Here is a 24,628-nt window from a genome sequence, read left to right as displayed (position 1 = left end):
TCTTTTTGTAGCGTTTTTTCATTTTTGTAGAAAATGTATGCGTTTCATATTGACAATGATAATCCTTATCAATTAAAGTAGGATAGTAGTTAATGATTATTATTATCAATTAGAGGTGAAAGAATGAACAAATCTATTACGCTGTTCACAGCGATCTTATCTATTTTTTTCTTATTAATAGGTTGCAGTGCAAAAGAAAACGAAAAAGCATCCGCAACAAAAACAGACAAAGGAACAGACAAAATCGAAATTACCGATCTCTCAGACAGAAAGATAACATTCAATAAAGTCCCTGAAAGTTTTGCTACGTTGAGTATGGGAGACATGGATATTATTCATGCTTTAGGTGGAAAAATAGTAGGTCGTCCGGATACAAAATTAACTCTCCCAGAGGAATTAAAGAAAGCACAAGTAATCGGGAATGCACATCAACCGAATTTTGAGCAAATTGCTAGTTTAAAACCGGATGTACTTGTTGCTAACAATGGATTCCAAAAGAACATTCCAACGGTCGAAGGACAAGGAACAAAAGTAATCATTTCTTCAGCCAACTCTGTAAAAGATATTCAAAAGGGTATTGAAATGTATGGAACAGTAATGAAGAAAGAAGATAAAGCAAAAGAGCTTAACCAAAAAATTAATGATCAAATGAAGAAATATGAGAAAAAGAGTGACGTTAAAGCGTTGCTAGTTTATGGAGCACCAGGCACTTATTTAGCAGCATTACCAACATCTCTATCAGGGGATATTTTAGAAAAAACAGGCGGGAAAAATATCGCAGCTAGTTTTCCAGAAATGAAAGAGTATCCGCAATATGCACAGCTAAGTGTAGAACGTATTATTGAAGCAAATCCAGATGTGATTTATTTAATTACACATGGAGATCCCAATAGTGTGAAAAAAGCATTTGAAGGCGAAATGATGAAAAATGAAGCATGGAAAAATTTAGATGCAGTAAAACAAAATCGTGTAGTTATTTTACCACCAGATTTATTTGGATCAAATCCTGGGACAAAAGTTACAGAAGCGATGGACTTTATGTATAAAAGTATACAAGATGTAAGGAAATGATAAGTATGGAGAGTAGTGAAATAGTAAGAGAAAAGGAACATCCTTTTGCGAGAAAAAGGTGGATAATAACAGTTACTTTAGTCGTATTAACTGTTCTAGGTCTTTTTTATGGCCTTTTTGCAGGGAGCTTATCTTTTTCTTTACGAGACATTATAGAAGGTATACAAGATGAAGGTTCGACAGTTCATCGAATTGTATGGGATCTTCGTATACCGAGAGTGCTCGTTGGTTTTATAGTAGGAACGTGTTTAGCTGCATCAGGAGCATTATTGCAAGGGGTTATGAGAAATCCTCTTGCAGATCCTGGAATTATCGGAGTTTCATCAGGAGCAGGTCTTGTAGCAATTATAATCATGATTTTATTTCCTCAACATATGGCATTCTTACCACTAGGAGCGTTTTTAGGAGCTTTTATTACAGCAATGGTCATTTACGCACTATCATGGCAAAAGGGGGCGCCACCTTCACGAATTGTATTAGTAGGTGTTTCAATAAACGCATTAATTGGTGCAGCGACTTCAGCGCTAATGTTATTACATAGCGACAAAGTACAATCAGTTTTACCGTGGTTAGCTGGTGGTATTGGTGGTGTTAGTTGGGCACATTTAAATATGATTATTTACTATGCGATATTCGCTATTATATTAGCTTTCTTCGGTATTAAACATATTCGAGTATTAATGCTTGGGGATGAAATGGCAAAATTATTAGGGTATAACGTGGAAAGAAGTCGGTTTTATTTAATAGTAGTAAGTACAATGTTAGCTGGAATAGCAGTTAGTGTTTCTGGTCTTATTGGATTTGTCGGTCTTGTTGTACCGCATATGTTACGTTTATTAGTTGGAAATGACTATAAATATTTACTGCCATTATCATGCCTTGGCGGTGGGATATTACTTGTTTTTGCGGATGCGATAGCTCGAAGTTGGTTCGATCCAATCGAATTGCCTGTTGGTATTTTATTGTCCTTCTTAGGTGGTCCGTTCTTCTTATATTTAATCCATAGAGGAGGAAAACAACGTGATTTCCGTTAACAAAGTGTTTTACGCACATTCTGAAAGATTTCAAATGCAAAATATGAATGTACATATTAAAGCTGGAGAAATCGTTAGTTTAATCGGCCCGAATGGATCGGGGAAATCTACTTTGCTTCGTTTAATAGCACGGCTACTTAAACAAAGCGAAGGAGACATCATTTTAGATGGGGAAAATATTTATACGATGAAGAGTGCAGATGTAGCGAAGCAATTAGCGATGTTACCACAAATGCACGATCATCAATTAGATTTAACAGTGAAAGAACTAATAGAGTTCGGAAGAGGTCCTCATAAATCATGGAGTAGTCGCTTAAATAAAGAAGATGAAGAAATTGTTGATTGGGCATTGTCTGTTACAAAGCTTGAAGGGTATGAATATCGTCTTTTACAATCCTTATCAGGAGGAGAAAGGCAACGTGCTTGGATTGCAATGACGCTTGCACAACGCACAAATGTCTTACTATTAGATGAACCAACAACCTTTTTAGATATCGTCCATCAGTTAGAAGTAATGGAACTTGTTAAACGATTAAACGAAGAGTTTGGTATGACGATTGTAATGGTTTTACATGATATTAATCAAGCGGCTCAATATAGCGATCGTTTACTCGTATTAAAACAAGGGAAGATTCAGTATGATGGCGTACCAGAAGAAGTACTATGTCATCAAATGTTTCAGCGTGTATTTGGAATTGAAGTTGATATATTCCAAGGGAGTGACAAGCCATTTTTTACACCGAAACGAATTTGTGAAAAGGGAGAAGAGAGATGCAAACAGACGAGCGTATTACCACTGAGTTAGTAAGGGAATTTGTTATGGCAGCTCACGGAGATCTAGAAAGAGTACAGGAGCTTTTGGCCGAATCACCGAGCTTACTTCATGCTTCTTATAATTGGGGTGGCTCAGATTGGGAAAGTGCCTTAGGAGCAGCGGCCCATGTAGGCCGTAAAGATATTGCTCTTTATTTACTGGAAAAGGGAGCTCGGATGGATATTTTTGCAGCAGCTATGCTGGGTGAACTTGAAGTCGTACAAGCCATTTTAGTAGCACAACCAGAAGCATTACGTGCATCTGGCCCACATGGCATCTCTCTTCTTCAACATGCACGAATGGGTGGAGAAAAAGCTCAGCGTGTATTTGAGTACTTAACAGTGCTTTCTTAATGACCGCAAAGTTCTTATGTGCGGTAAACTTTCCACTCAAAGGATTGGAAGGTTTACCGCCCGTTAGAACGGGATAAGTATCTAGTATATTTGAAAATCCTACACCCCCTCAATTGTAGTTTTCTTTATACTAGTTATGATATGGATGCAGTAGACACTCTTTTGTCTACTGCTTTTTTTTGATATAATACACTTTTATAAGATTGAATTTTCTTTCTTTTTGGTAACTTTCTTGATATGAATTATTCAACACTTACGTAGTTTGAAATATGTTGTTATGTAATGAGGTTCAAAATGATGGGAGTGAATAAAAGAGTGTTCCATACAGATCGCTTACAATTTCGCAAATATACAATGGATGATTTACCATTTTATGCTTCTTTATGGGGGGATGAGAAGGTAATGCGCTATATTGGAAATGGAACGTTAAAAACATTTATGCAATGTAAAAAAAGTTTGGAGGAGAGGGTACTTCCAAATTATAAAAATGGTCTCGGTTTATTTGTAATGATTGAAAAGGAAACAGGGATAAGAATTGGTCATGCAGGACTTGTCAAGCAGAAGGTAGATGGAAAAGAGGAAATTGAGATTGGCTATTGGCTACTTCCTAAATATTGGGGGAAAGGGTATGCGAAAGAGGCTGCGGCGGCTTTTCGAGACTATGGTTTTCAAGCATTACAAATGAATAAATTAATTTCACTTATTAATCCGAACCACCCAGCTTCAATATTTGTTGCTAGAAAAACAGGGCTTAGTTATGAGAAAACAACTTCATTTCATGAGATGGAAGTTCTCGTTTATTCCATTAAGCGGGTTGGATGAAAAAAGGTGAATTGCATTTTTTGGAGAATGGTATATAAAAAATAAAGGGAGGGATTACATGTATATTTATCATAATGGATTAATTATTCGTGAAGGAACGAATGGAGTGCCAGCATATGCGATTAAGACATTATTTGAAGATGCTGGCTGGAGTAATGATAATATCCCTTCTTGGCAAATTGAAAAGTTTACGATTGCATTTGAAAATTCAACATGGGCTTTCACAATTTGGGATGAAGAAGAAATGGTCGCGATGGTTAGAGTGATTTCTGATCAAATCATGGTTGCTAACATAGTAAATTTAGTTGTGAAGTGTGAGTATAGGGGGAAAGGGTTAGGTAAGAAACTTGTAGCTCTTTGTTTACAAAAGCTTCCGCATGGCGATTGGTTTGCGCATACGTCCGCTAACAATTTTGATTTTTATAGAAGTTGTGATTTTGAAGTAAGAGAGTTATCAAGAAATGGAACATGTGCGTACTATGGGTATCAAGTGGCCAAAGAGGAAGGGCATCGATAACTTATAAGGTAATAAAGAAAAAGGATTGCTATTTTAATAATATAAACTGAACTGAGACTCATTTTGTGATAAAATAAAAGAAAATTCAGTTTATTAAACGGGGGATAAAAATGAATGTAAAAGTTGGGGATATATTTAAATACGAAAGAAGATTTACCGAGGAAGAAGTTTTTGAATTTGCAAATATTACAGGCGATAAAGGTAGACATCATATGGAATATGATGAGAATGGACGATTAATGGTCCATGGTTTATTGACTGCTAGCATTGGGACGAAAGTAGGCGAAGAGTTACATTACATAGCGAGGGAATTAGTAAGTGAGTTTATTAGACCAGTTTTTACAGGGGATACGGTTACTTGTGAATTAACTTTAACAAATATTGAGCAAATGGAAGGATATAAAAAAGTTTCAATTGAGTCAGTTTATCGCAATCAACATGAAAAGACCGTACTAGTTGGGACGAGTTATGGAATTATAAGGGGATAAAAAAGAAGCCTGTTACGAAACAGGCTTCTTTTTATCGTTTAGTAAACACGTTTTCGATTTTCCGCATGACTAGAGATAAGTAATAATGCAGATTCTTCACCTATATTGCGAACAATATGAGGAACGCATGCATTCCAAGAGAAAGAATCACCTTCTTCTACAATCGCAATATCTTCTCCATGTTGAACTTCTAGTTTTCCGCGTAATACAAGATGACACTCTTCACCTTCATGAGCATTTGGTGAGTTTTCTTTCGGGAATCCGGCAGAAATTTCTACTAGAGATAGGCGGAGACCACCTTGCTCCGCAACATGCTCAATTCTTTGTTCATCTTTTCCATACACACTGTATTTACGCTCTTCTTTTTTTACAATTTTCAAACGATCTTTTTGTTCTAACAATAAATATGGAAGGGGGACATTTAAAAAATTAGCGATCATTTCTAAAGTTGAGATAGATGGTGATGTTTTATTGTTTTCAACCTGACTCATAAAGCCTTTAGAAAGACCTGTTCCTTCACAAATTTGGGCAATCGTAATTCCTCTACGTTGACGAATTTCACGAATCGCAGAACCGATATTCATAAAATCATGCTCCTTTTTGTAAACAACTATTTGTATCATAGCAAAAAAAAAATATTTTTTCTCATGAAAAATGAATTGACGAATAAAAATAATTAGTGTATGTTTTGTAATGTAAATAAAAGTTTTGTATAACAAAACTATAAAGGAGAGAAAGAAATGAATCAACATATTGGTAACTTAATTATTCGTATCGTGTTAGGGGTAACGTTCTTTATGCACGGTTTAACAAAATTCCAATCAGGAATTGACAATATTGCAGGGTGGTTTACAAGCATTGGTTTACCAGGAGGACTTGCATACGGTGTAGCAACAGTTGAATTAGTTGGAGGTCTATTGTTAATTCTAGGTTTAGGCGTAAGGTATATTGGCTTATTATTTGCACTTGTTATGGTTGGAGCGATTGTGAAAGTAAAATGGTCAGCTGGTTTGTTAGGAGACGGGAAAAATCCTGGATTTGAGTTAGAACTTGCATTATTAGCGATGGGTGCTTACTTATTTGTTGCGAAAGCTAATGGTTTTGTAGATAATTTCTTAAAAGAGAAAATGTTAAAGAAGAATTAATTAAAATGGGGGTATAACAAAATGGGCTTTCCACTTCATCCCGAAACAACACTTGGGGTTGTTCATTTATATGTATCAAATTTAAAGAAATCGCTAGAGTTTTATACAGAAGTATTGCGTATGAAGGTACTGGAAGAAAAAAGTACAATCGTTACGTTTGGTAATGAGGACAATGAGCCACTTCTCATAATAGAAGAAAAGGAAGACGCTCTTCCGAAGCAAAGAGGTCGAACTGGTTTATATCACTATGCAATTTTATTACCAAACAGACAAGACTTAGCAAATATTCTTCGTCATTTTGTTGAGAGAGTACACCCATTACATGGTGGGGCTGACCATTACTTTAGTGAAGCTCTTTATTTAGCTGATCCAGATGGAAACGGGATTGAAATTTATCATGATCGCCAAAAAGAAGTTTGGCATGATGAAAATGGAGAGCTACCATTTGTTAGTAACCCGTTAGACGGCGAAGGATTATTACAGCAAGGAAGTACATGGAATGGGTTCCCCGCTGGTACTGTGATGGGGCACATTCATTTACATGTAGCTGACTTAGAAGAAGCGAAACATTTCTATGTTGATGGCCTTGGTTTTGATGTAACGATTCCAGCTCGTAATGGAGCGTTGTTCGTATCAGCAGGTGGTTATCATCACCATATCGGTTTAAATACATGGCAGGGTGAAGGTATACCACCACAAATGCCAAATTCCGTTGGTTTGAAATATTTCACAATTGTACTAGCAGATGAAAAACAAAAAGAGCAAGTGTGTGAAAGTTTAAAATATATGGGCGTAGTTGCTACGTATAAAGATGGAATATTACAGGCCAAGGATCCGTTTGGACATTGTATACATTTTAAAGTGAAAGGAGAAGCCTAAAAAGGCTTCTCTTTTTTCACTTTCTTATAATAGCTTTTTCATTTTGTAAAAATAGTTCATCAAATTGCTTTGCAAGGTCAAAATCTAGTTTCGTTAAACCTTTTGCATTCCATGATGACAAAGTAATAATGACTGCTTTATACTGGATAAGGATAAATGGGTGGTGATTATGTTCTTCTGATAGTTTGGCGGCTTCAGAGACAAATTCGACTCCTTTTAAGTAGTCGGAAAACATATATTTTCTTTCAATCCATTTTTCATCTTTCACTGTCCATTTATCCAGCTTTGTTAATTCCTCTTGTACTTCTTCATTAGTTAATCGTAGCATCATTTTTCACATCCTTTACCTGCAGTAACGCAAGACCATTGTTAATAAGACGTGTTACAGATTCTTCAGTTGTGAAAGTAGAAAGTTGTTGTAATAATGCTGCTGATGCTTCGTGACCTTTGTTATGTTCTAAAAGCAATTCTAAAATTTCAAGACGAAGCAACCATTCTTTCGGATAAAATTTATTTAATACTTCTTGAATAGCTATTAATTGATTAGTATGAGTATCGTGTAAAATACTATCGTTACGTATATCTCGAACTGTTTGATACATACGTTCAAGCTTATTCAGTACAAGTGGATCAGGCGTTTCTTGTACTTCTTCATTCATCGGGAAAAATGCAGCCGCATCTGCCGCTCCTGGGAATACAGAAGTGATTTGTGAGCCGACAGCCATATCAAATGCTCCCCATGAAGGATCAAATAATAAGCGATCTTTATGAGTAACTGCACAATTTATAAAGGAGATAAGAGCAATTTTTTTATCATTCTTTACAATGTCTGTTACTGTTCCTTTTACATGAATGCCACTTGCAAAAGTAAACTCTGCACTGCTTCCAATTGTAATGCCTAATGATTGTAATTGTTCTTCTGTACAATTTTCTAATGCAATATCTCCATCTAGTAATCCGATTGGTGTCCCGAATCCATCGCTGTGCACAGATGTAGAATGATTTGCTAGTTGTTTATTATGAATTGCTAATGCAGTTGGTGAGCTTGTTCGTGTGTAAATAACTTCACCAGTATCATTTTTAATTGCCTCTGTAAATGTACCCGTAATTTGTAATCCACTACTTAGCTCAGTTGTAGCATGATTTTCGGAGCGGATTGCTTTTTCTAATCCTTCTGTGCCACCTGTCTTAAATGCCATCGTTGTAGAGAACTGCTCAAGGGCCTCAGTCAATTCTTCAAATGATTCACAAACAAATAGCTGTGGTTGCATTTTTGTCACATCATAAGTTGTCCCGGTGCAAGCTTCAATTGAGAATGGGACTTTCTTTACAGCGTTTGTTAAGCAATGCTTACTTTCACCGACAGAGGAAAGGAGACCAGCACCGTAAATTTTCGGATCATTTATATTGCCGATTAAGCCGTATTCCACTGTCCACCAGAATAAACGTGAAATTTGTTCTGCTTCTGATAAACCAGAAACTAAGTTTTGTTTTTCGATTACAGCATTTTCAGCAACTGCAACTTCTTCAGGTGTAGAAGTAGGGCTTTCTTTTACGATCGTTAATGTACGAACGGCTTCAAAAGCATCATGTTCTTCTTTTGTGGAGAAAGCTTTCGCTCCAATTTGTCCAAAGCGTTTCACATATTTTGCATATGTAGAATCAAGCAAAATCGGTGCGTGGCCTGCAGCTTCATGAACGATATCAGGAGCGGGTGTATACTCGATATTTTCTACTTTACGAATATCTGTTGCGATTGGTAGTAATCCATGCCCCTGAAAATCGAAGAATGCGACGCCGGGAATAAGGCCGTCAATCGTTACGGCACCCCAGCCGCTTGGTGCTAAACAGTCATTCATTTCTTCTACTTTGGGAATTGCATCTATATTAATACCAGATGATTGTAGTCCGTTAACATAGGATGGATGAGCAACATCTTTTAAGAAGCTATGGTTTTGTCTCATAATGTAACGCCAAACAGCGTGATTCACCGGTGTGTATTGATCATAATGCTGTGTGGATACGAATGGTTTTAAATGTGATGGAATTTCTGTTTTTTTTGTCATTTAGACGTCCTCCTTTTTCTCTATAAAAATGAATACCAGTTTTGTATAGCTTGTACCACCTCCTTTCAGAATTGTAAGCGCTTATAAAATTTTATCATAACATTCTAAATTATTTAACAACTGTTTGCGTGAGAAATAGAAAAAGCCCCTATCGGAAAATCCGATAGGGGCGAAAAAATCGCGGTACCACCCTATTTGTAAGTGAAAATATACTTACATCTCAACTAATGATAACGGAAAAATTCCGTCTTTTCCTTCATGCATAAAAGCACTACGAAAAAGAAGCTCCAGAATTGTAATTCGTACTTATATATGTGCTAATTCCCACCGACCATTAGCTCTCTGAAACAGGGATACAAGATACTACTGCGATTCTTTCAACGCGTATATATGAAGTTATTTAAAAGGGAAGGACGCAAAAAAGCCCCTATCGGAAAATCCGATAGGGACGATAAAAATCGCGGTACCACCCTATTTGTAAACAATTAATTGTTTACCACTTACTTTAAGATAACGGAAAGATCCGTCTTTCTCTTCATGCATAAAAAGCATTACGGGAAAGAAGCTCCAGAATTGTAATTCACGCTTGTATATGTACTGATTCGCACCAACCATCAGTTCTCTGAGACAGGGATATAAGTCGCTACTAGTATTCCTTCAAAGCCGATATATAATTCGTTCAACTAAACTATGTTTTGTATTATAAAACTATATTTAAAAGCTTGTCAACAATAATTTTATTATTTCACTTCTAAATCGACGTTTAAATTAGATTTATTTCCAGCTGCATCGGTTGCTACAATATGAATTGTATTCTTTCCTTGTTGTAATTGACTACGATCGAAATAAATTTCATAGTTTTTCTCCCAAGGATTTAGGTATGCACTTTCCCATGCTCCGTTTCCGTTAATTTCATACTGTATCGTTACGGGATGTCCTGGAGCAACCCATCCGGATTCTGCCATCCAATCTAAAAGTATATCATCTACTTTACCTCTAATTACGAGGTTTTCTTGATCTACTTCAGACGATAATTTCGGTGCAGTACGATCGACAAACACAGCTCCTGTCTGTTTCGTTTCTCCACCAGAGTTAGAAGCAACAGCTTCGATTTGGTATAAGCCATCAGGTAGAGGAGATCCGTCAGTTTTCGTACCATTCCATTTGAAAGATTTATAACCAGGTGTTTCGTTTTTACCTTGATGTATCATGCCTTGATATGTTACACGGTCTTTCGTAATTAAATTAGCGTGAAATGTTACATCCTCCACTGGTGTAACTAAATAGTAATTGATCAGGTTGTCATCTAGTATTCCATCATTATTTGGACTAAAAGTAGAATTAACGATTTCAAGACCATCAATACGTTTGTATTCTTTCGGATCAATGCTAAACGTAAATGGAATACGCATTTCTTCAGTCTTCCCTTGCTCTTTCACATATAGATTTCCTGTATATACACCCTGTGGTAAGGAGCTATCTACAGTAATAGTAAAGGGCTTTTCGCTGTTACTATTAGGTTTCACACTAATAGAAGAAGAGAAAGAAGTCTGGATTTTTGTTTTTGTATCTAGTAATTCAATGCGAGTTGAAAAGTTTTTCTTTTTGTTAGAAAGATTTTGTAACGTAATATTTTGTGTTAACTTCACTTTGCCGCTATTAGGTTTAATAAGACCGAAACTTACATTGTTAGGTTTCACTAATGCATCTGTTTGGGCTGCTTTTGGAATGTTAATTAAACCAGATCCTTGTGCCATGACAGGATATGTATTTTCATTGACATCCTTTAATGTTTTTGCAGTGTTGGCAAGAGCTGCTTTCAATTGTTCTGTCGTCCAATCAGGATGCATTTGACGGAGTAGGGCAACAGCTCCCGCCACTTGTGGCGCAGCCATACTTGTCCCGTTGTGAGATTCATAGCCACCTCTCGGCACTGTACTAGTAATTTGTACTCCAGGTGCAACAATATCAGGCTTTATTAGCCAACTACCTTGTGATGGTCCTCTTGAACTAAAGTTACCAATAAGTTCTGTTTGCTTTGGTTGTCCAATTTTTATATTTTTCTTTCGTTTTGTAATTAAAGTTTTTAACTCTTCGCCATTTGTATTTGATAACTGCATTACTGGAACAGCTAGATTTTCACGTCCAAAATATTCGGGCATAATATTAATTTCTTTTTCATTAGAAATTAGTAGCACGCCAAGAGCACCAGCTTGTTTCGCTTGTTCTGCTTTTACTAACGTGCTTGAGGTTCCTTGTAAAACAAGGGCGAACTTACCTTTCACATCTTGTTTAGCGTAATCACTTGAATTACCATAACCAACATATATAAGCTGAGCATCGTTGCCTACTTGGAAATCTGATTTTGATAACGGTAATCCTTGGTAAGATTTATTGGAACCAGCTACTTGGAATGTTGGAAATGGAATAGAAACAGTAGATGCACCAACAGAGATGACACTACTTGCGTTACCAGGAGCGTCAACAGACCAAGGTTTTGGTCCATCATTTCCATTTGAGACGACTGCAGTAACACCAAGTTTTGCTGCGCGTTCTAACGTCATTGTTACAGGTTGATCAGGTACATTCAAATCTTGACCAAGAGATAGATTTAAAACATCGGCACCATCTTGAATAGCTCGCTCAATACCTTGAATAATATCATCGGTCGTACCGGTACCACCATCATTCATGACACGGTAAGCGAGTATAGAAGCATTCGGAGCAATCCCCTTTATTTTTCCGTTACCAGCAATAATTCCTGCAACATGGGTACCGTGGACGTTTCCATCCATCGGATCATTATCTTCATCGACTGTATCATAGCCACCGATATAATTTGCTTGTAAATCAGGATGGGTATAGTCGACACCTGAATCGATAATAGCGACTTTCATCCCTTTTCCATCAAGGGGTTTGCCAGTCGGATCTTTTAAATTCCAAGCTTCAGGTGCACCAACTGTAGGGCCTCCAACGTTTGGTGTTTCTTGATCTGCTAGGCTTTTTGACGTTTCATGTAATTTATATGTTAAGTTCGGATAAATTGCTTTTACTTCAGGTAAAGAAGCTAGAGCGGCAATTTGATCCCCTGGGATAGAAATAGAAAATCCAGAAAATAACGTACTATACGTTTCTTTTATGGTTGCTTTCGGTGCTTTTTCTTTTATTTTCTTTGTTGTATCCTCTTGTGCTTTTTTTAGTTGTGCATGGTATGATTGCACATTGCTATTTTGTAGGTCCGGAGCATGTTGCAATTCTACAATAACTGAAATTTCTTTTGATGTTTTTGTTTCAACATTTTGCGCGATTTTGTTTTCTCCCCATTGTTCAATATTTGCTTTTAACTGTGGGCTAAATTGCTTCTCTTTTTGCAGTGATTCAGCATGGGCGCTTAATGCTCCAAAGCTCGAAAAGACGAGCGCTATACTTAATAGTGTTGATGTAGTTTTCTTCATTGAAACTCCCCCTAATAAAAAGTGTCAATTTTACGAAAATAAATATTACATTTTTATCGTTAATTATAGGTGCGGATGTTGGCTAGACTATACATTCGACATAATTCATACCAATCCTCTTTGAATTGAAAATTTCTTGGGAAATTTTTTGGGATTATGTCGAATGGCTAAAATTTGCATATAGTAAGCGGAATATGAGGAATGCTAAAGGGGAAAATGGGGGTGCTACATGAAAAGGTTTATAGTAAGTGGAATCGTGATTTTGTTCCTTTTTTTCTGTTCAAGTTCTATTACTAGGGCAGAAAACAATGGAGTGAAAGTTGCCTTTATTCGTAATCATAATCTATGGATTAAAGTCGGTGAAAAAGAAAAACAAATTACAAAAGGAGATTACATAACAGGGCCGAAATGGTCACATAATGGAGAATGGCTTGCATATGCAAAAGGAAAGAAGCGAAATCACTTTGAACTGTATCGGCTAAAAGATGGAAAGAAAGTTACACCATCTCAATCAGAAGTATCGAATTATCAATGGTCACCAACAGAGAATATAATTGCATTTGTATTTGCACGCACATTAAATACATTTGATGCTGAAAAAAAGAAAGCAGATTTTGAAAACGTAGCTAATGGTGTAGGTGACTATGCATGGTATCCTGATGGTAAGAAGTTTCTTGTATCATCAGAAGCGTACTTGCTTCCAACAGGATGGACAGGTGCTCAGTTATATGAAATACAAAAGGATGCAAATATGAATCCTCATAAGATGAAGCATTTATATGCACTACCGAATGAGCATGATGACTTTTTAGCATTAGTTGGAAGTGGATTTAATTGGTCGCCAGATCAAAAATGGATTTCGTTTTTGGCAGTACCAACAGCTTCTTTGTCAGCTGATAGTAATACCCTTTGCTTAATTCGATCAGACGGCAGTCGTTTTGAAACAGTAGATCAAATGTTATTAAACACACAATGGTTCAAATGGGCGCCATCAAAGAATATATTAGCCTATATTGAAGGAAGCGGGAGAGTGGCTTTAGAGAATAAGCATTTAAAAATAAAAGAATTGCCGGCTCTCCAGCAAAATACATTTACTCCAAAAGGCTATGTTGATTGGGATTTCACATGGAAGAACGATAATGTAATTATCGTTTCAAGGGCAAGGGAAGCAGAGCTATCGGTCCCTCTAGAAAAAAGACCACTACCATCTTTATATGAAATAAATAGTACAACAGATGAACAACATCAAATTACAAAGCCATCAAATAGCCAAGGCGATTATAACCCTATTTTTAGTAAGAAAAGCAACCAATTAATGTGGCTCCGTTCAAATCGTAAGAAAGCTGATGTATGGCTTGCTCATAACGATGGAAAACATGAGAAGAAGTGGATTGAAAATATAGATGTGCCAGAGTGGTATTATGAGAAATGGAATTGGGAAGATGTCGTTTCGGTTAAAGACGAGTAAAAAAACCTGCCTGAAATATAATTTTCAGGCAGGTTTTTCAATGTTATTTATGTGTTTTATTTGGCTTTTTTTTCGCAGGGTTTCCGTTCCCTTGGCGCTTTCTATTTTGTTCATCTTTTGCTTGTTTTTCATGTAATGTATCTAAAAAGTCATTTGAGTTACTCATTTTTATATCTCTCCTTTTTTCATTGCGTCCTAGTTACTATAACCATTTAGGAGGAAAATCATGAGATAAAAGTTAAGCGCTTAGTTTTCTTCGGTAGTATAAGTAAAATAGTCCGTACGTAATGAATAACATAAGTAAAACTTGTAACTCTACATTTTCTTTTAAAATAGTTGCGACAGAAGATGGTAAGTAAGGTGATGTATCGCTCGTTCCTAAACCTAACCATTTGTTTAAGAGGTTAATGATACAAAATATGAAAACACCAGACCAGCTTGCGATAATTGCTTTTTGTTTCACGCTCATCATCTGTAATCCAAGGATTAGCAGTTTTATCACTATTAAAAAAGCCATTTATGTATCCCCATATGATCATTCCCATAAAGACGATAATCCATTTCATATTTGTAATCCTCCTCTTCTTGTAAAAAATATTTTTTATATATAATTGTAATATTTTCCAAACGTTGATGTTAAAGACTTTTTACATTCTGCTTTTTAAAATAGCAGGAGTAAAGAAAAAAATAGGGAAGAAATATGTGAGACTATTTGATAGTGAGAGGAAGAGGAGAATGAAACTTATTTTTGTTCGGCATGGTGAAGGTGAACATACGAAAGATTTACCATTAAGTTTACAAGCAGTGAATCCGCCATTGACAGGCGTGGGAAAGAAGCAGGCTAAATTGCTTCAGTGCGATGTACCATTACAAGAAAAGGATATATTAATCGCTAGTCCTACACTTCGAACTTTACAAACTGCGACAATATGGAGTGCGGAAGTTGCTTGTCAAAAAATTGTTCACCCATATATATCCCCGCGTATTTTTCCTTATCGGGAATCCGCCAAAACATTACCGTGCGATCAATTGTTAGATCGAAAGATAATACAAAATTTATTTCCACATTTTTCATTAGAAGAAAGTAGAAATGAATTGTTATGGAATGAGGGAGTCAATATCATCTTGGAGATGGAATTTCAGCAAATAGTAGATGAATTTCTGCACTGGTGCTATCAGTTAAAAGCAGAAAAAATTTGTATCGTTGCACACGATGGAACAATTACAGCGTATAGGCAATATTTACAGAAAGTCGCTTTAACTAGAGCTGATTTTTTGAAAGAAACGGGTATATATGAAATGGACTTATAGGAGAGGAAATTTGTAATGGAAGAGTTAGGAGAAGATGTGTACGACTTAAATGAGCCGAGAGTATACTTTAGCGTAGCGGAAATTAAGTAATATGCAAAATTGCATATTACACATATTGTAAATGGTTGGTATAAGTTTGGGGAGTTGAAACTAGTAGAATCCTTTTTACATAGTGGTGTAAAATCATATGTTGGATTGATAGATTATGTAGATGGAAATGTAGCAATTATGTTTACAATACGCCTATTTTACGGGTTTATTAACCATGACAAAACGTTAGAAGAAGTTGTTCGAGAAGCGAGATTAACCGATGAGGAGACATGTACATTTCGAGTATATAAACAATATGAAACGGATTTATTCTATATTCGAATAAATGCGTTTCACATTTAACTCACAGTTTTTTTACATTTTATTCAATGAAAATGATTATCACCTGTGGTATGATATGTTCAAGTTTTTACAGGTAATGAAAGTTACTATATAAACGTTAGTATTTAATGTTTTTTATGTATGTCACAAATTATTCACGATTAACATTTTAAAAGTAAGCAACTAATGTTATTATATTATCTGTAACTGACTTAATTACAACTTTAGGAGGAAGATATGATTATTCAATTTTTAAGAGAAAACAAAGCAGTTTCTTTTGTATTAGCGATAATTCGAGTGTATCTTGGTTACACATGGGTAATGGCTGGAATCGGTAAACTACAAGGAAAAGGCTTCGATGCAACTGGTTATTTACAAGGTGCAATTGAAAAATCTAAAGGAGCACAACCAGCTGTTCAATCTTGGTGGGCATCATTCTTACAAGATTTTGCAATTCCAAACGTTGATTTATTTAATACACTTGTGACGTGGGGAGAAATTTTAGTCGGAATTGGTTTAATTGTAGGCTGTTTAACAAAAACAGCGGTCTTTTTCGGCCTTGTAATGAACTTTTCCTATATGTTTAGTGGGTCAATTGGTGTAAACCCTGAAATGGTTATCTTATCCATGTTCGTTCTTGTTTCTGGTATGAATGCTGGAAAACTTGGAATTGATGGCTTAGTTATTCCAAAAGTACTAGGATCAAAAATTCAAAAACGCCAAAAGCAAGCTGCTTAATATATGAAAACGGGTATCTCAAAATGAGATACCCGTTTATTTTTCAGCACTTATAGGATTTTTCTCGAAGAAATCTTTTACATACCCTACAAATTCTTGTGGCTCTTGACGAAATGGAGCATGATAACCTTTTTCAATAATATGGAAAGTGCTATTTTTTAAGAATTGATGATAAGTTTCTCCTTCTTTCCAAGAAACGCTACTATCATTTCTTCCCCATATAATTAAAGTTGGTTGCTTGATTTCAGTTGCATTGATTTGAAGACGCCTAGGCCATAATTTCATTTTATTATAATGCTCTTCATCATTACGCTTGAATTTAACTTTGCTCTCATCATAATCTGCAATAGAAGAAACGGCACTTAAATCAGTCGACAACTTTGGTTTTGGTGAACCTTGTTTATTAACGAACGTATGAGGGCCGCCTGTAGCATCAGTTAAAATAAGGTGGGTAACCGCTTCGGGGTATAAATATGTTAAATTAAGAGAAATTTCTCCGCCCATAGAATGTCCCAGTATTGCGAATGAGTCATACCCTAGTTTTTTCATTAACTTATAATACAAATTTGCATGAGTTGGGAAAGAATAATAAAAATCCATCGGTTTAGAGGAACGTCCGAATCCTAAAGCATCAACAGAAATAATCGTATGATCTTTTGCTAAATCTGAGTAAACCTTTTGAAAACCATCGGATGATCCTCCAAATCCATGGATCATAAGTAAAGGTGGTTTTTCATCACCAATCTTTTTAAAGTAAATCGTTTGACCATCTATCTCTACCATTTTTTCCTCGGTAGCTAGTTTCGCTGTAATTGTATTTTTAACTTGTTTTACTTGTTCTACTGGCTTTTTTGCTGCACTACATCCTACTAATAGTGTAAGAGTAAGACAACCTACCATAAAATAGCTAAATTGCTTCAATTAGGTGTCTCCTTTCTAACATAATGCTGCATCTATCATAGCAAATAGTATATTACGATTTCCAGGAAGTTGATTACCATTCTTTATCATAAGAGGTGAAAGGAGCGTTTCCTGGAAATTTTCTGTTTGAAGAAATTGACGGAAAATGAATTGTGAGTGCGGAACATCAATGCGTATTGACCCATTCCACGAGTTACAAATTATTTCTAATAACTGAATAGCGTCTTTTTCTTTTTTTGAAATAAGTGGAGTGATACATAGTACATCTCCTTTTTGTATGCATAAAGCAAAAGCATCTATTTGATTATCCCGCTCTATTTTAAAGGAGTAAGTTGCTCTCGATAGTAGTGATAAATAAAGATTAGAACGATCTGCACCAGTCGCAGTTTGATCAAGAAAAATGAGAGATTGAAGATCGGCTTGCTGAATTTGTTTTATGGGAAAAGAATTTATACTTATATGAGCCGCTTGTTTTTCGAAACGATGAATTGTTGTTATTGATTGAAATCCATAAGATTCATATAAGGATTCACCAGCTTTTGTTGCAATGAGCGTAATAGGGAGCGATGGATAAGTTACTTTTAAGCTATTGTTTAACAAAATACGGCCAATTCCTTTTCTTTGAAAATCAGGATGCACGATTAACATACCGATAGAAGAATATCCAGGGGCAAACGAAAAGACCCCGCCCGCTGCAATAAGTTTATTCTCATGTACATAGCCAAAAATTGTGCCAATGGAAAGGTACATATGGAATTGCTCTTTCATAAAACTCTCATGCTGTAACCACCCGACTGATTTGCAAAGAGAGAGTAAATCTGGAATGGAAGATGCGTCTAGTTTTACTGTTTTCATAAAGTTCACCATATTTCTATTTAAATTAGAAAAAATAAGAATAATATTACGAAATGTAAAATAATAGGTTCGTATTAAAAGAAATCCAACATGTTTATATTTATCTTTGTAAAGGGGAGTATGCTTGATATGAAAAGACAAACTTATACAAATTATAACTTAAATTTACATAAGTTAACAAAAAATTTACATATAACTCATTTTCTCTTAACAGTCTTCTATTAAATTTGATAGAGGGAAATGAATAACCTAATTAGGGGGACAAGACAGTGAAAAAGTTTGTAAAAAAAGCATGGCCATTTGCAGTTGTGGCGTCGTTAGCAGTTACTTCAGTAGCAACATGGAATTTTACGCGTTCTAGTGAGGTTAATGCAGATGAGAACGGAAACAATGCAAAAATTAAAAATGTCATTGTATTAATTGGGGACGGTATGGGGCCTTCATATATGACAGCTCATCGTTATATGAAAGATAATCCAAAAACATTTGAGATGGAATCTACAGAATTTGATAAGCATCTTGTAGGAACACAAAAAACATATCCAGAAGATGAACATGAAAATATTACAGACTCTGCATCGGCAGCTACTGCGATGTCAGCAGGTATAAAAACATATAACGCAGCTATTGCAGTAGATAATGATAAAGCTGAAGTGAAAACAGTATTGGAGCAAGCGAAAGAAAAAGGGAAGTCAACGGGACTCGTTGCAACTTCTGAAATTACGCATGCAACACCAGCTGCATTCGGTGCACATGATATTAGTCGTAAAAATATGGACGCAATTGCAAATGATTACTTTGATGAGAAAATTAAAGGTAAGCATAAAATAGATGTTATGCTTGGCGGTGGTGTAAATAACTTTGTTAGAAAAGACCGCAATCTTACAGAAGAATTTAAGAAGTCTGGTTATAGTTATGTAACAGATCGTAATCAATTATTAAATGATAAAAGCGATCAAGTTCTTGGCTTATTTGCACCAGGTGGTTTAGACAAAATGATTGACCGTACTGACAAAACACCTTCATTAGAAGAGATGACAAATGCAGCGATTGAGCGCTTGAACAAAAATAAAGACGGTTTCTTCTTAATGGTCGAAGGTAGTCAAATTGATTGGGCTGGACATGATAATGATATTGTCGGTGCAATGAGTGAAATGGAAGACTTCGAAAAAGCGTTTAAAGCAGCAATTGAGTTTGCGAAAAAAGATAAGAACACATTAGTTGTTGCAACTGCAGATCATTCTACTGGCGGATTATCTTTAGGTGCGAATGGTGAGTATAATTTTAAAGTAGATCCGATTAAAGCTGCGAAACGTACGCCAGACTTTATGGCAAGTGAGATTGTAAAAGGTGCAAATGTAGAAGAAACATTGAAAAAGTATATTGATCTACAATTAACACCAGAAGAAATTAAAGCTGTAAATGATATAGCTCCATCAAAAGATGTAACAAAGATTGATAATGCAATTGAAGATATCTTCAATAAGCGTTCGGTTACAGGTTGGACAACGGGTGGACATACAGGTGAAGATGTGAACGTATATGCATTCGGACCAGGTAAATACTTATTCTCTGGCGTTCAAGAGAATACAAATATAGCTAAACGTGTCTTTGACATTATTGGCGGCGGCGATCCAAATAAAGGAAGACGCTAATTATAAATGAAAGTGAGGCGAAATGCCTCACTTTTCTTTTTAGGAGATGGAAAGATGAGCGTTTTTTTAGGGAAATTAAGATTCCTTCTAGTATTTGTATTATTGCTAGTTGGATGTCAATCTCAAGAGAATAATATAGAAGAAAAATCTGCTGGAAAAACTGAGGAAAAGGTACATATAACGAAAGAAGAAGAGAAATTCATTCAAGATGTTATTGAGGCATTTGTACGGACGACGAATGAAAAAAATCTTGCTGAACATATGGAGTTATTTTCAAAGAAGATGCCTAGTGCTGAAGACTTAAAAACACAAAAGGAAGCGGCATTTCAAAAGGGAAATAAGGAAATAGAGTTAGAACATATGAATATGAAAGCTCTTAAAGGTGGGCTTGTTATTGTTGAAACGGAGGAAAAAGAAGTAGATGGAGGGGTTACTCTTCAAAAGAAAATGCGGTATGCACTTGGAAAAGAAGACGAAGGGTGGAAGATTGAAGAGGTTCGTACGATAGAGAAGAAATAAAGTGAAACTTTAATCAGTGGGGGTTTTGTCCATCCCCCACTGATTATTAGCCATCACCAATCGGGATAAACAAGGTTCTCATAGGAGAGAACCTTGTTATAGTGGTAATAAAATTTGGTTTGAACATGCTTCAATGTCATCAATATCTTGACGGATTGTTGCCATCTTATTATCGAGATCTTCAGCTTTCATAGCAGCGTCATGTAGTTCATCCTTCAAATAATCAGGTATATTTCCTTCATATTTGTAGTAAAGTTTATGTTCTAAACTTGCCCAAAAGTCCATGGCAAGTGTACGTAATTGAATTTCTGCAAAGACATCTTTCGTACCAGAATTTAGTGACAATGGATATTTAATAATCATATGCAAACTTTTATAGCCATTTCCTTTTGGATTAGCAATATAATCTTTTACTTCTACAATTTCCATATCTCCACGATTTTCAATAACTTCTTTTAAATGATAAATATCTTCTACAAAGCAACATGTAATACGGATGCCAATAATATCTTGTAATTGTGTTTGAGCATTTTCAACTGTTGGTGATAAGTTTTTACGCTCAAGCTTCCTGATGATACTTTCGGGTTGTTTAAGTCTTGTTTTTATATGTTCAAACGGGTTGTAGTCTTCTAAAAATTGAGCTTCCCGGTTCATAATTTCAAATTTAGTTTTTAACTCTTCTAAAGCAAATGTATAAGGTAATACAAAAGCTTTCCAGTAGTTAACGGTTGATTGGTTATATTCCATTTATATACACACCTTTTCTTATTTACAAGTGAAGTTGTTATTATACTAAACACCAAATCATGTAGGCGCAAGCAGCAAATGATGAGATCATAAAGCGATATTTAGTTTTCATCTTTTCAACCCCTTTCAAATGAAATTATATATGAATAAACGTCATTGTTAGTAATTTCACTATGTACAATTCTTATAGTAATAGATTCATGTGAAATTCGTATGAACTAATTGTTTCAGCTTTTTGTCTTTTTGCTAATGATTTTTGGTTTTGTTTGTTATAATTACCTTAAATTGTAATAATGAATGAATTCTTTAAAAAGCATTTACCGATGTTAAAATATAATAATTTAGTTGGCATTACGATTGATAAATCAACCAATGAGTTAATTGGTTTTATAAAACTGGCAGACGATAAAGAAGTAAAACAAATAATGTCTAGAGAGGAATGTTTACAAAAAGCACTTCAATTTTTAGAACGAGTTATTCCAGATATCACACAATATCTTCGTCTTTGGGAAGAACGTGAAGAAGCAGAAGATGGGATTGAAAGATTTACCTTTTCCGTATATGTGAATGGGATTCCAATAGACTATATGCAATTTATGATCAACATCAATACAGAAAATGGTGCTGTGATGCACTACTCAGGAGAATCTAGCAACTTTATAAAAGAATTACTTGCATATGAAACAACACCAAAAGTAACAAAAGAAAAAGCGTTAGAAATATATAAAGAGGTCATTCGAGTAAAATTAGAATGGTGTATAGATCATGATGCAGAGGAAATGAAATATAAACTGCTGTATAAACAAACGACGAGTGAAAATCATAAAGAATCCGTCGATTGTAGTCGGAAAATTCGTTACATAGATGCGCATACTGGAGAGAAAATTTGGAGTGAATATTAGTAAAAGCCAATCGATACGTTTCGATTGGCTTTTACTATGTTTATAGAAAAATTTAATGATTAGCGTTGAGTGGTTTAAGAATGCCATTAAGTTAAGAGTTCCATATTTACATCGTACAGACACAAACAACCTCATGCCCACATACACATAGTAAAGACCACTATTTTGGCGGAGGTGAAAGGTTTGAGTCTATTCGCCGCAATTGGATATATGGTTCGAGAAGTGTTTGTATTTGTTTCTTATGTGAAGAACAATGCGTTCCCGCAGCCGTTATCATCAGATGATGAGAGAAAGTACTTAGAGTTAATGGAGCAAGGTGATGCTCAAGCGAGAAATCTTTTAATTGAACATAATTTACGGCTTGTAGCTCATATTGTTAAGAAATTCGAAAACACTGGTGAAGATGCAGAAGATTTAATTTCAATTGGTACCATTGGGCTTATTAAAGCGATTGAAAGCTATTCAGCAGGGAAAGGAACTAAGCTTGCAACATATGCAGCACGCTGTATCGAAAATGAAATTTTGATGCATTTACGTGTGCTGAAGAAAACGAAAAAAGACGTTTCACTTCATGATCCGATTGGGCAAGATAAAGAGGGAAATGAAATATCGCTTATTGATATATTAAAATCAGAATCTGAAGATGTGATTGATATGATTCAGCTTAGTATGGAGTTAGAAAAAATTAAAGAGTATATCGATATTTTGGACGAACGAGAGAAAGAAGTAATTGTGAAGCGTTTTGGACTTGGGCTTGATAAAGAGAAAACACAGAGGGAGATTGCTAAGGCACTCGGTATTTCAAGAAGCTACGTATCGCGAATTGAAAAGCGTGCTTTAATGAAAATGTTCCATGAATTTGTGCGGGCTGAGAAAGAGAAAAAAGCAAAAGAATAATGTGTATTGTAAGCAGCTACACTTTAAAAGTGGCTGCTTTTCTTTCGGGAAAACGGAAAGAAAACGAGCTGTTCTAAGAAGAAATACATGTTCACTGTTGAAAATGGCGGGTTCTATCTGTAATATTAGAAGGTGCTAAACAATTTAAGAATAAAAATTATACTTAGTTTTTCTTCGTGTATAACGAGACGGCTCCATTCTATATGTGGGAATAAGAACCAATTTTACATATGATATAGAGAGAAAAGAAGGGGAAACTAAAGTTATAGGCTGATTAGGAGGTTTCGTAATTTGCGACGGACATTATATCGACTTATGATCGAACTTACAAATGGTCGTTTTACTTCTTATATATTACGTAAATTTGCACAATCTCGTTTGAGCTCTATCATTATTCCATCGTATGTGAAAGTTTTTCAAATTAATCAAGATGAGATGGAAAAGGGTTTGAAGGAATATCGAACATTGCATGATTTATTTACACGTAGGCTAAAAGAAGGAAAGCGTAGTATTGATACTGATGCATCGAGTATCGTTAGTCCTGTTGATGGTGTTTTTGCTGATCAAGGTCCTATTGAGGATACAAAAACATTCAATATAAAAGGAAAGCGTTATTCAATTGTGGATATGCTAGGTAATGAAGAGCGTGCAAAGCGATATGCAGGCGGTACATATATGGTAATTTATTTGAGTCCAAGTCATTATCATCGTATTCATAGCCCGCTCTCTGGCTCTGTGACTGAAAGATTTGTACTCGGCAGAAAATCATATCCGGTAAATGCAGCGGGTATGGAGTATGGGAAAGAACCATTGTCAAAAAATTATCGCTCTGTTACAGAAGTAAATAGTGAAGGCGAACATATGGCGCTTGTAAAAGTAGGTGCTATGTTTGTTAATAGTATCGAGCTCCTTCATGAAAGAAGTACTGTTCAAAAAGGTGAAGAGATGGCATACTTTACATTTGGCTCAACAGTTGTTTTATTATTTGAAAAAGATATGATTAAAGCAGTGCAGGAATTGACAAGTGGGCAAGAGCTGCGTCTTGGTGAAAAAATTGCAACCCGAGTATCTCATAAGTAAAGAAAAAGTTTTATAATATACTTATGAAGCTCTAATTAAGAAATGTGGACAAAGATGCTTAATGAAGAAATCCCCTAGATGGGAGTACTTGTTTATTCGAGAGCCATCGCAGGATGGCTCTTTTTACAGGTCAATCAGCAATCTATATGTACTCAAGAAGATTTGACGAGCTTGTCCTCTAACGAGCGTCTAATAATTTCTTGTTTTATAAGTAAAATGAAGTCGGGATTTAATTTTAGTTCTTTTGCTTTATAATAAGACTCAGTGAGTAAATCAGTAGATAACTGTTCCATATGTTTTGTTTTCAAGGTGAGTCACCTCCTAATAATATAAGGATTGATTCGTTGTTGCATTTAATGTACCAAAAAAATATGACAGTCACAAACAAGAGGTTATCCACATACCTCAGTGGATAAAATGTGGATAGATTGTTAGTAAATTCCAAATTGACTGAAAAATTAACGTGGAAAGTGTGTACAAGTTTATCCACAGGTTATCTATCGAAAAATGTTGTCGAAA

25 protein-coding genes, 3 pseudogenes and 2 other annotated features are annotated in these 24,628 nt (G+C 35.5%); of the genes and pseudogenes, 18 read left to right on the top strand and 10 right to left on the bottom strand.

Features of this window, described 5'->3' with window-relative positions; all coding sequences use genetic code 11:
- Nucleotides 1–123: 123 nt before the first annotated feature.
- The 7 genes from ABH955_RS10830 to ABH955_RS10800 all read left to right on the top strand — a co-directional run bounded on the left by ABH955_RS10830 (nt 124) and on the right by ABH955_RS10800 (nt 5,099).
- Nucleotides 124–1,071: an ABC transporter substrate-binding protein gene (locus ABH955_RS10830; protein ID WP_002015260.1), complete on the top strand. Its 948-nt coding sequence runs from the start codon at nt 124–126 to the stop codon at nt 1,069–1,071.
- Between the two features lie 5 nt (nt 1,072–1,076).
- Complete coding sequence (locus tag ABH955_RS10825; RefSeq protein ID WP_002015259.1) at nt 1,077–2,105, top strand: FecCD family ABC transporter permease; 1,029 nt, start codon at nt 1,077–1,079, stop codon at nt 2,103–2,105.
- Entirely contained in the window at nt 2,092–2,910 is an 819-nt protein-coding gene (locus ABH955_RS10820) for an ABC transporter ATP-binding protein (RefSeq protein ID WP_002129193.1), read from the top strand. Before ABH955_RS10825 ends, ABH955_RS10820 begins: the two co-directional genes overlap by 14 nt.
- Nucleotides 2,877–3,272 carry an ankyrin repeat domain-containing protein gene (locus ABH955_RS10815; RefSeq protein WP_002129192.1) on the top strand — a complete coding sequence of 132 codons (396 nt, stop codon included), beginning with the start codon at nt 2,877–2,879 and terminating at the stop codon, nt 3,270–3,272. Before ABH955_RS10820 ends, ABH955_RS10815 begins: the two co-directional genes overlap by 34 nt.
- Before the next feature lie 294 nt (nt 3,273–3,566).
- Nucleotides 3,567–4,094: a GNAT family N-acetyltransferase gene (locus tag ABH955_RS10810; RefSeq protein WP_002129191.1), complete on the top strand. Its 528-nt coding sequence runs from the start codon at nt 3,567–3,569 to the stop codon at nt 4,092–4,094.
- A gap of 58 nt (nt 4,095–4,152) precedes the next feature.
- A complete protein-coding gene (locus tag ABH955_RS10805) occupies nt 4,153–4,611 on the top strand; it encodes a GNAT family N-acetyltransferase (protein ID WP_002129190.1) in 459 nt (152 codons plus the stop codon).
- A gap of 110 nt (nt 4,612–4,721) precedes the next feature.
- Nucleotides 4,722–5,099, top strand: a complete 378-nt coding sequence (locus ABH955_RS10800; RefSeq protein ID WP_002129189.1) for a hotdog family protein — start codon at nt 4,722–4,724, stop codon at nt 5,097–5,099.
- Between the two features lie 38 nt (nt 5,100–5,137).
- On the opposite strand, the gene ABH955_RS10795 is transcribed toward ABH955_RS10800, so the two are convergent.
- Entirely contained in the window at nt 5,138–5,683 is a 546-nt protein-coding gene (locus ABH955_RS10795; protein ID WP_002015249.1) for a helix-turn-helix domain-containing protein, read from the bottom strand.
- A 156-nt stretch (nt 5,684–5,839) separates the two neighbouring features.
- Here ABH955_RS10795 and ABH955_RS10790 point away from each other — a divergent pair, with 156 nt between their 5' ends.
- On the top strand, nt 5,840–6,244 hold the full coding sequence (locus ABH955_RS10790; RefSeq protein WP_002015248.1) for a DoxX family protein: 405 nt from the start codon (nt 5,840–5,842) through the stop codon (nt 6,242–6,244).
- A 21-nt stretch (nt 6,245–6,265) separates the two neighbouring features.
- Nucleotides 6,266–7,123 (top strand): VOC family protein, encoded by an 858-nt coding sequence (locus tag ABH955_RS10785; protein WP_404454113.1) that lies wholly within the window; start codon nt 6,266–6,268, stop codon nt 7,121–7,123.
- A gap of 16 nt (nt 7,124–7,139) precedes the next feature.
- On the opposite strand, the gene ABH955_RS10780 is transcribed toward ABH955_RS10785, so the two are convergent.
- The 3 genes from ABH955_RS10780 to ABH955_RS10770 all read right to left on the bottom strand — a co-directional run bounded on the left by ABH955_RS10780 (nt 7,140) and on the right by ABH955_RS10770 (nt 12,644).
- A complete protein-coding gene (locus tag ABH955_RS10780) occupies nt 7,140–7,454 on the bottom strand; it encodes a 4a-hydroxytetrahydrobiopterin dehydratase (RefSeq protein WP_002167644.1) in 315 nt (104 codons plus the stop codon).
- Complete coding sequence (locus tag ABH955_RS10775; protein WP_404454111.1) at nt 7,435–9,189, bottom strand: aromatic amino acid hydroxylase; 1,755 nt, start codon at nt 9,187–9,189, stop codon at nt 7,435–7,437. Before ABH955_RS10775 ends, ABH955_RS10780 begins: the two co-directional genes overlap by 20 nt.
- Nucleotides 9,190–9,351: 162 nt before the next feature.
- Nucleotides 9,352–9,579: a binding site (T-box leader), on the bottom strand.
- Between the two features lie 51 nt (nt 9,580–9,630).
- Nucleotides 9,631–9,859: a binding site (T-box leader), on the bottom strand.
- Nucleotides 9,860–9,929: 70 nt separating this feature from the next.
- Nucleotides 9,930–12,644, bottom strand: coding sequence for a S8 family peptidase (locus tag ABH955_RS10770; RefSeq protein WP_404491106.1), 2,715 nt, complete (start codon nt 12,642–12,644; stop codon nt 9,930–9,932).
- Between the two features lie 229 nt (nt 12,645–12,873).
- Between ABH955_RS10770 and ABH955_RS10765 the strand changes: the two genes are divergently transcribed.
- Entirely contained in the window at nt 12,874–14,112 is a 1,239-nt protein-coding gene (locus ABH955_RS10765; protein WP_404454105.1) for a TolB family protein, read from the top strand.
- 43 nt (nt 14,113–14,155) lie between these two features.
- Here ABH955_RS10765 and ABH955_RS10760 read toward each other — a convergent pair whose 3' ends face one another.
- Entirely contained in the window at nt 14,156–14,278 is a 123-nt protein-coding gene (locus ABH955_RS10760; protein ID WP_000071861.1) for a DUF4023 domain-containing protein, read from the bottom strand.
- Between the two features lie 72 nt (nt 14,279–14,350).
- A pseudogene (locus tag ABH955_RS10755) lies at nt 14,351–14,678 on the bottom strand (phosphoglycerate mutase).
- A 169-nt stretch (nt 14,679–14,847) separates the two neighbouring features.
- Here ABH955_RS10755 and ABH955_RS10750 point away from each other — a divergent pair.
- The 3 genes and pseudogenes from ABH955_RS10750 to ABH955_RS10740 all read left to right on the top strand — a co-directional run bounded on the left by ABH955_RS10750 (nt 14,848) and on the right by ABH955_RS10740 (nt 16,533).
- Nucleotides 14,848–15,423: a histidine phosphatase family protein gene (locus ABH955_RS10750; protein ID WP_002015239.1), complete on the top strand. Its 576-nt coding sequence runs from the start codon at nt 14,848–14,850 to the stop codon at nt 15,421–15,423.
- A pseudogene (locus ABH955_RS10745) lies at nt 15,424–15,816 on the top strand (hypothetical protein); the annotation flags it as partial.
- A 216-nt stretch (nt 15,817–16,032) separates the two neighbouring features.
- Nucleotides 16,033–16,533 (top strand): DoxX family protein, encoded by a 501-nt coding sequence (locus ABH955_RS10740; RefSeq protein WP_002015237.1) that lies wholly within the window; start codon nt 16,033–16,035, stop codon nt 16,531–16,533.
- A 36-nt stretch (nt 16,534–16,569) separates the two neighbouring features.
- Here ABH955_RS10740 and ABH955_RS10735 read toward each other — a convergent pair whose 3' ends face one another.
- A complete protein-coding gene (locus ABH955_RS10735) occupies nt 16,570–17,454 on the bottom strand; it encodes an alpha/beta fold hydrolase (RefSeq protein ID WP_404491105.1) in 885 nt (294 codons plus the stop codon).
- Nucleotides 17,455–17,469: 15 nt separating this feature from the next.
- The gene (locus ABH955_RS10730) at nt 17,470–18,309 is read right to left on the bottom strand and encodes a GNAT family N-acetyltransferase (RefSeq protein ID WP_113935608.1); all 840 of its coding nucleotides are present in this window, start codon (nt 18,307–18,309) and stop codon (nt 17,470–17,472) included.
- Between the two features lie 269 nt (nt 18,310–18,578).
- Here ABH955_RS10730 and ABH955_RS10725 point away from each other — a divergent pair, with 269 nt between their 5' ends.
- Together ABH955_RS10725 and ABH955_RS10720 are read left to right on the top strand one after the other, a co-directional pair.
- A complete protein-coding gene (locus ABH955_RS10725; protein ID WP_113935607.1) occupies nt 18,579–19,964 on the top strand; it encodes an alkaline phosphatase in 1,386 nt (461 codons plus the stop codon).
- A 54-nt stretch (nt 19,965–20,018) separates the two neighbouring features.
- Nucleotides 20,019–20,483: a hypothetical protein gene (locus tag ABH955_RS10720; RefSeq protein WP_404454099.1), complete on the top strand. Its 465-nt coding sequence runs from the start codon at nt 20,019–20,021 to the stop codon at nt 20,481–20,483.
- Nucleotides 20,484–20,579: 96 nt separating this feature from the next.
- Here the strand turns inward: ABH955_RS10720 and ABH955_RS10715 are convergent, their stop codons facing one another.
- Nucleotides 20,580–21,230, bottom strand: a complete 651-nt coding sequence (locus ABH955_RS10715; RefSeq protein WP_002015229.1) for a GTP pyrophosphokinase — start codon at nt 21,228–21,230, stop codon at nt 20,580–20,582.
- A 290-nt stretch (nt 21,231–21,520) separates the two neighbouring features.
- Between ABH955_RS10715 and ABH955_RS10710 the strand changes: the two are divergent.
- The 3 genes and pseudogenes from ABH955_RS10710 to ABH955_RS10700 form a co-directional block, all read left to right on the top strand.
- Nucleotides 21,521–22,132 (top strand): annotated as a pseudogene (locus ABH955_RS10710) (YcdB/YcdC domain-containing protein); the annotation flags it as partial.
- Between the two features lie 183 nt (nt 22,133–22,315).
- Complete coding sequence (gene sigK, locus ABH955_RS10705; protein ID WP_000051382.1) at nt 22,316–23,029, top strand: RNA polymerase sporulation sigma factor SigK; 714 nt, start codon at nt 22,316–22,318, stop codon at nt 23,027–23,029.
- A 291-nt stretch (nt 23,030–23,320) separates the two neighbouring features.
- Nucleotides 23,321–24,109 (top strand): phosphatidylserine decarboxylase, encoded by a 789-nt coding sequence (locus ABH955_RS10700; RefSeq protein ID WP_002088706.1) that lies wholly within the window; start codon nt 23,321–23,323, stop codon nt 24,107–24,109.
- Between the two features lie 152 nt (nt 24,110–24,261).
- Here ABH955_RS10700 and sda read toward each other — a convergent pair whose 3' ends face one another.
- Nucleotides 24,262–24,417, bottom strand: coding sequence for a sporulation histidine kinase inhibitor Sda (sda, locus tag ABH955_RS10695; RefSeq protein ID WP_002015226.1), 156 nt, complete (start codon nt 24,415–24,417; stop codon nt 24,262–24,264).
- Nucleotides 24,418–24,628 lie beyond the last annotated feature (211 nt).

The organism is Bacillus sp. RC240 (assembly GCF_044907945.1).
Lineage (GTDB): Bacteria > Bacillota > Bacilli > Bacillales > Bacillaceae_G > Bacillus_A > Bacillus_A mycoides.
Note: the sequence above shows the minus strand (reverse complement) of the source record. Positions and strands in the feature narration are given on the sequence as shown.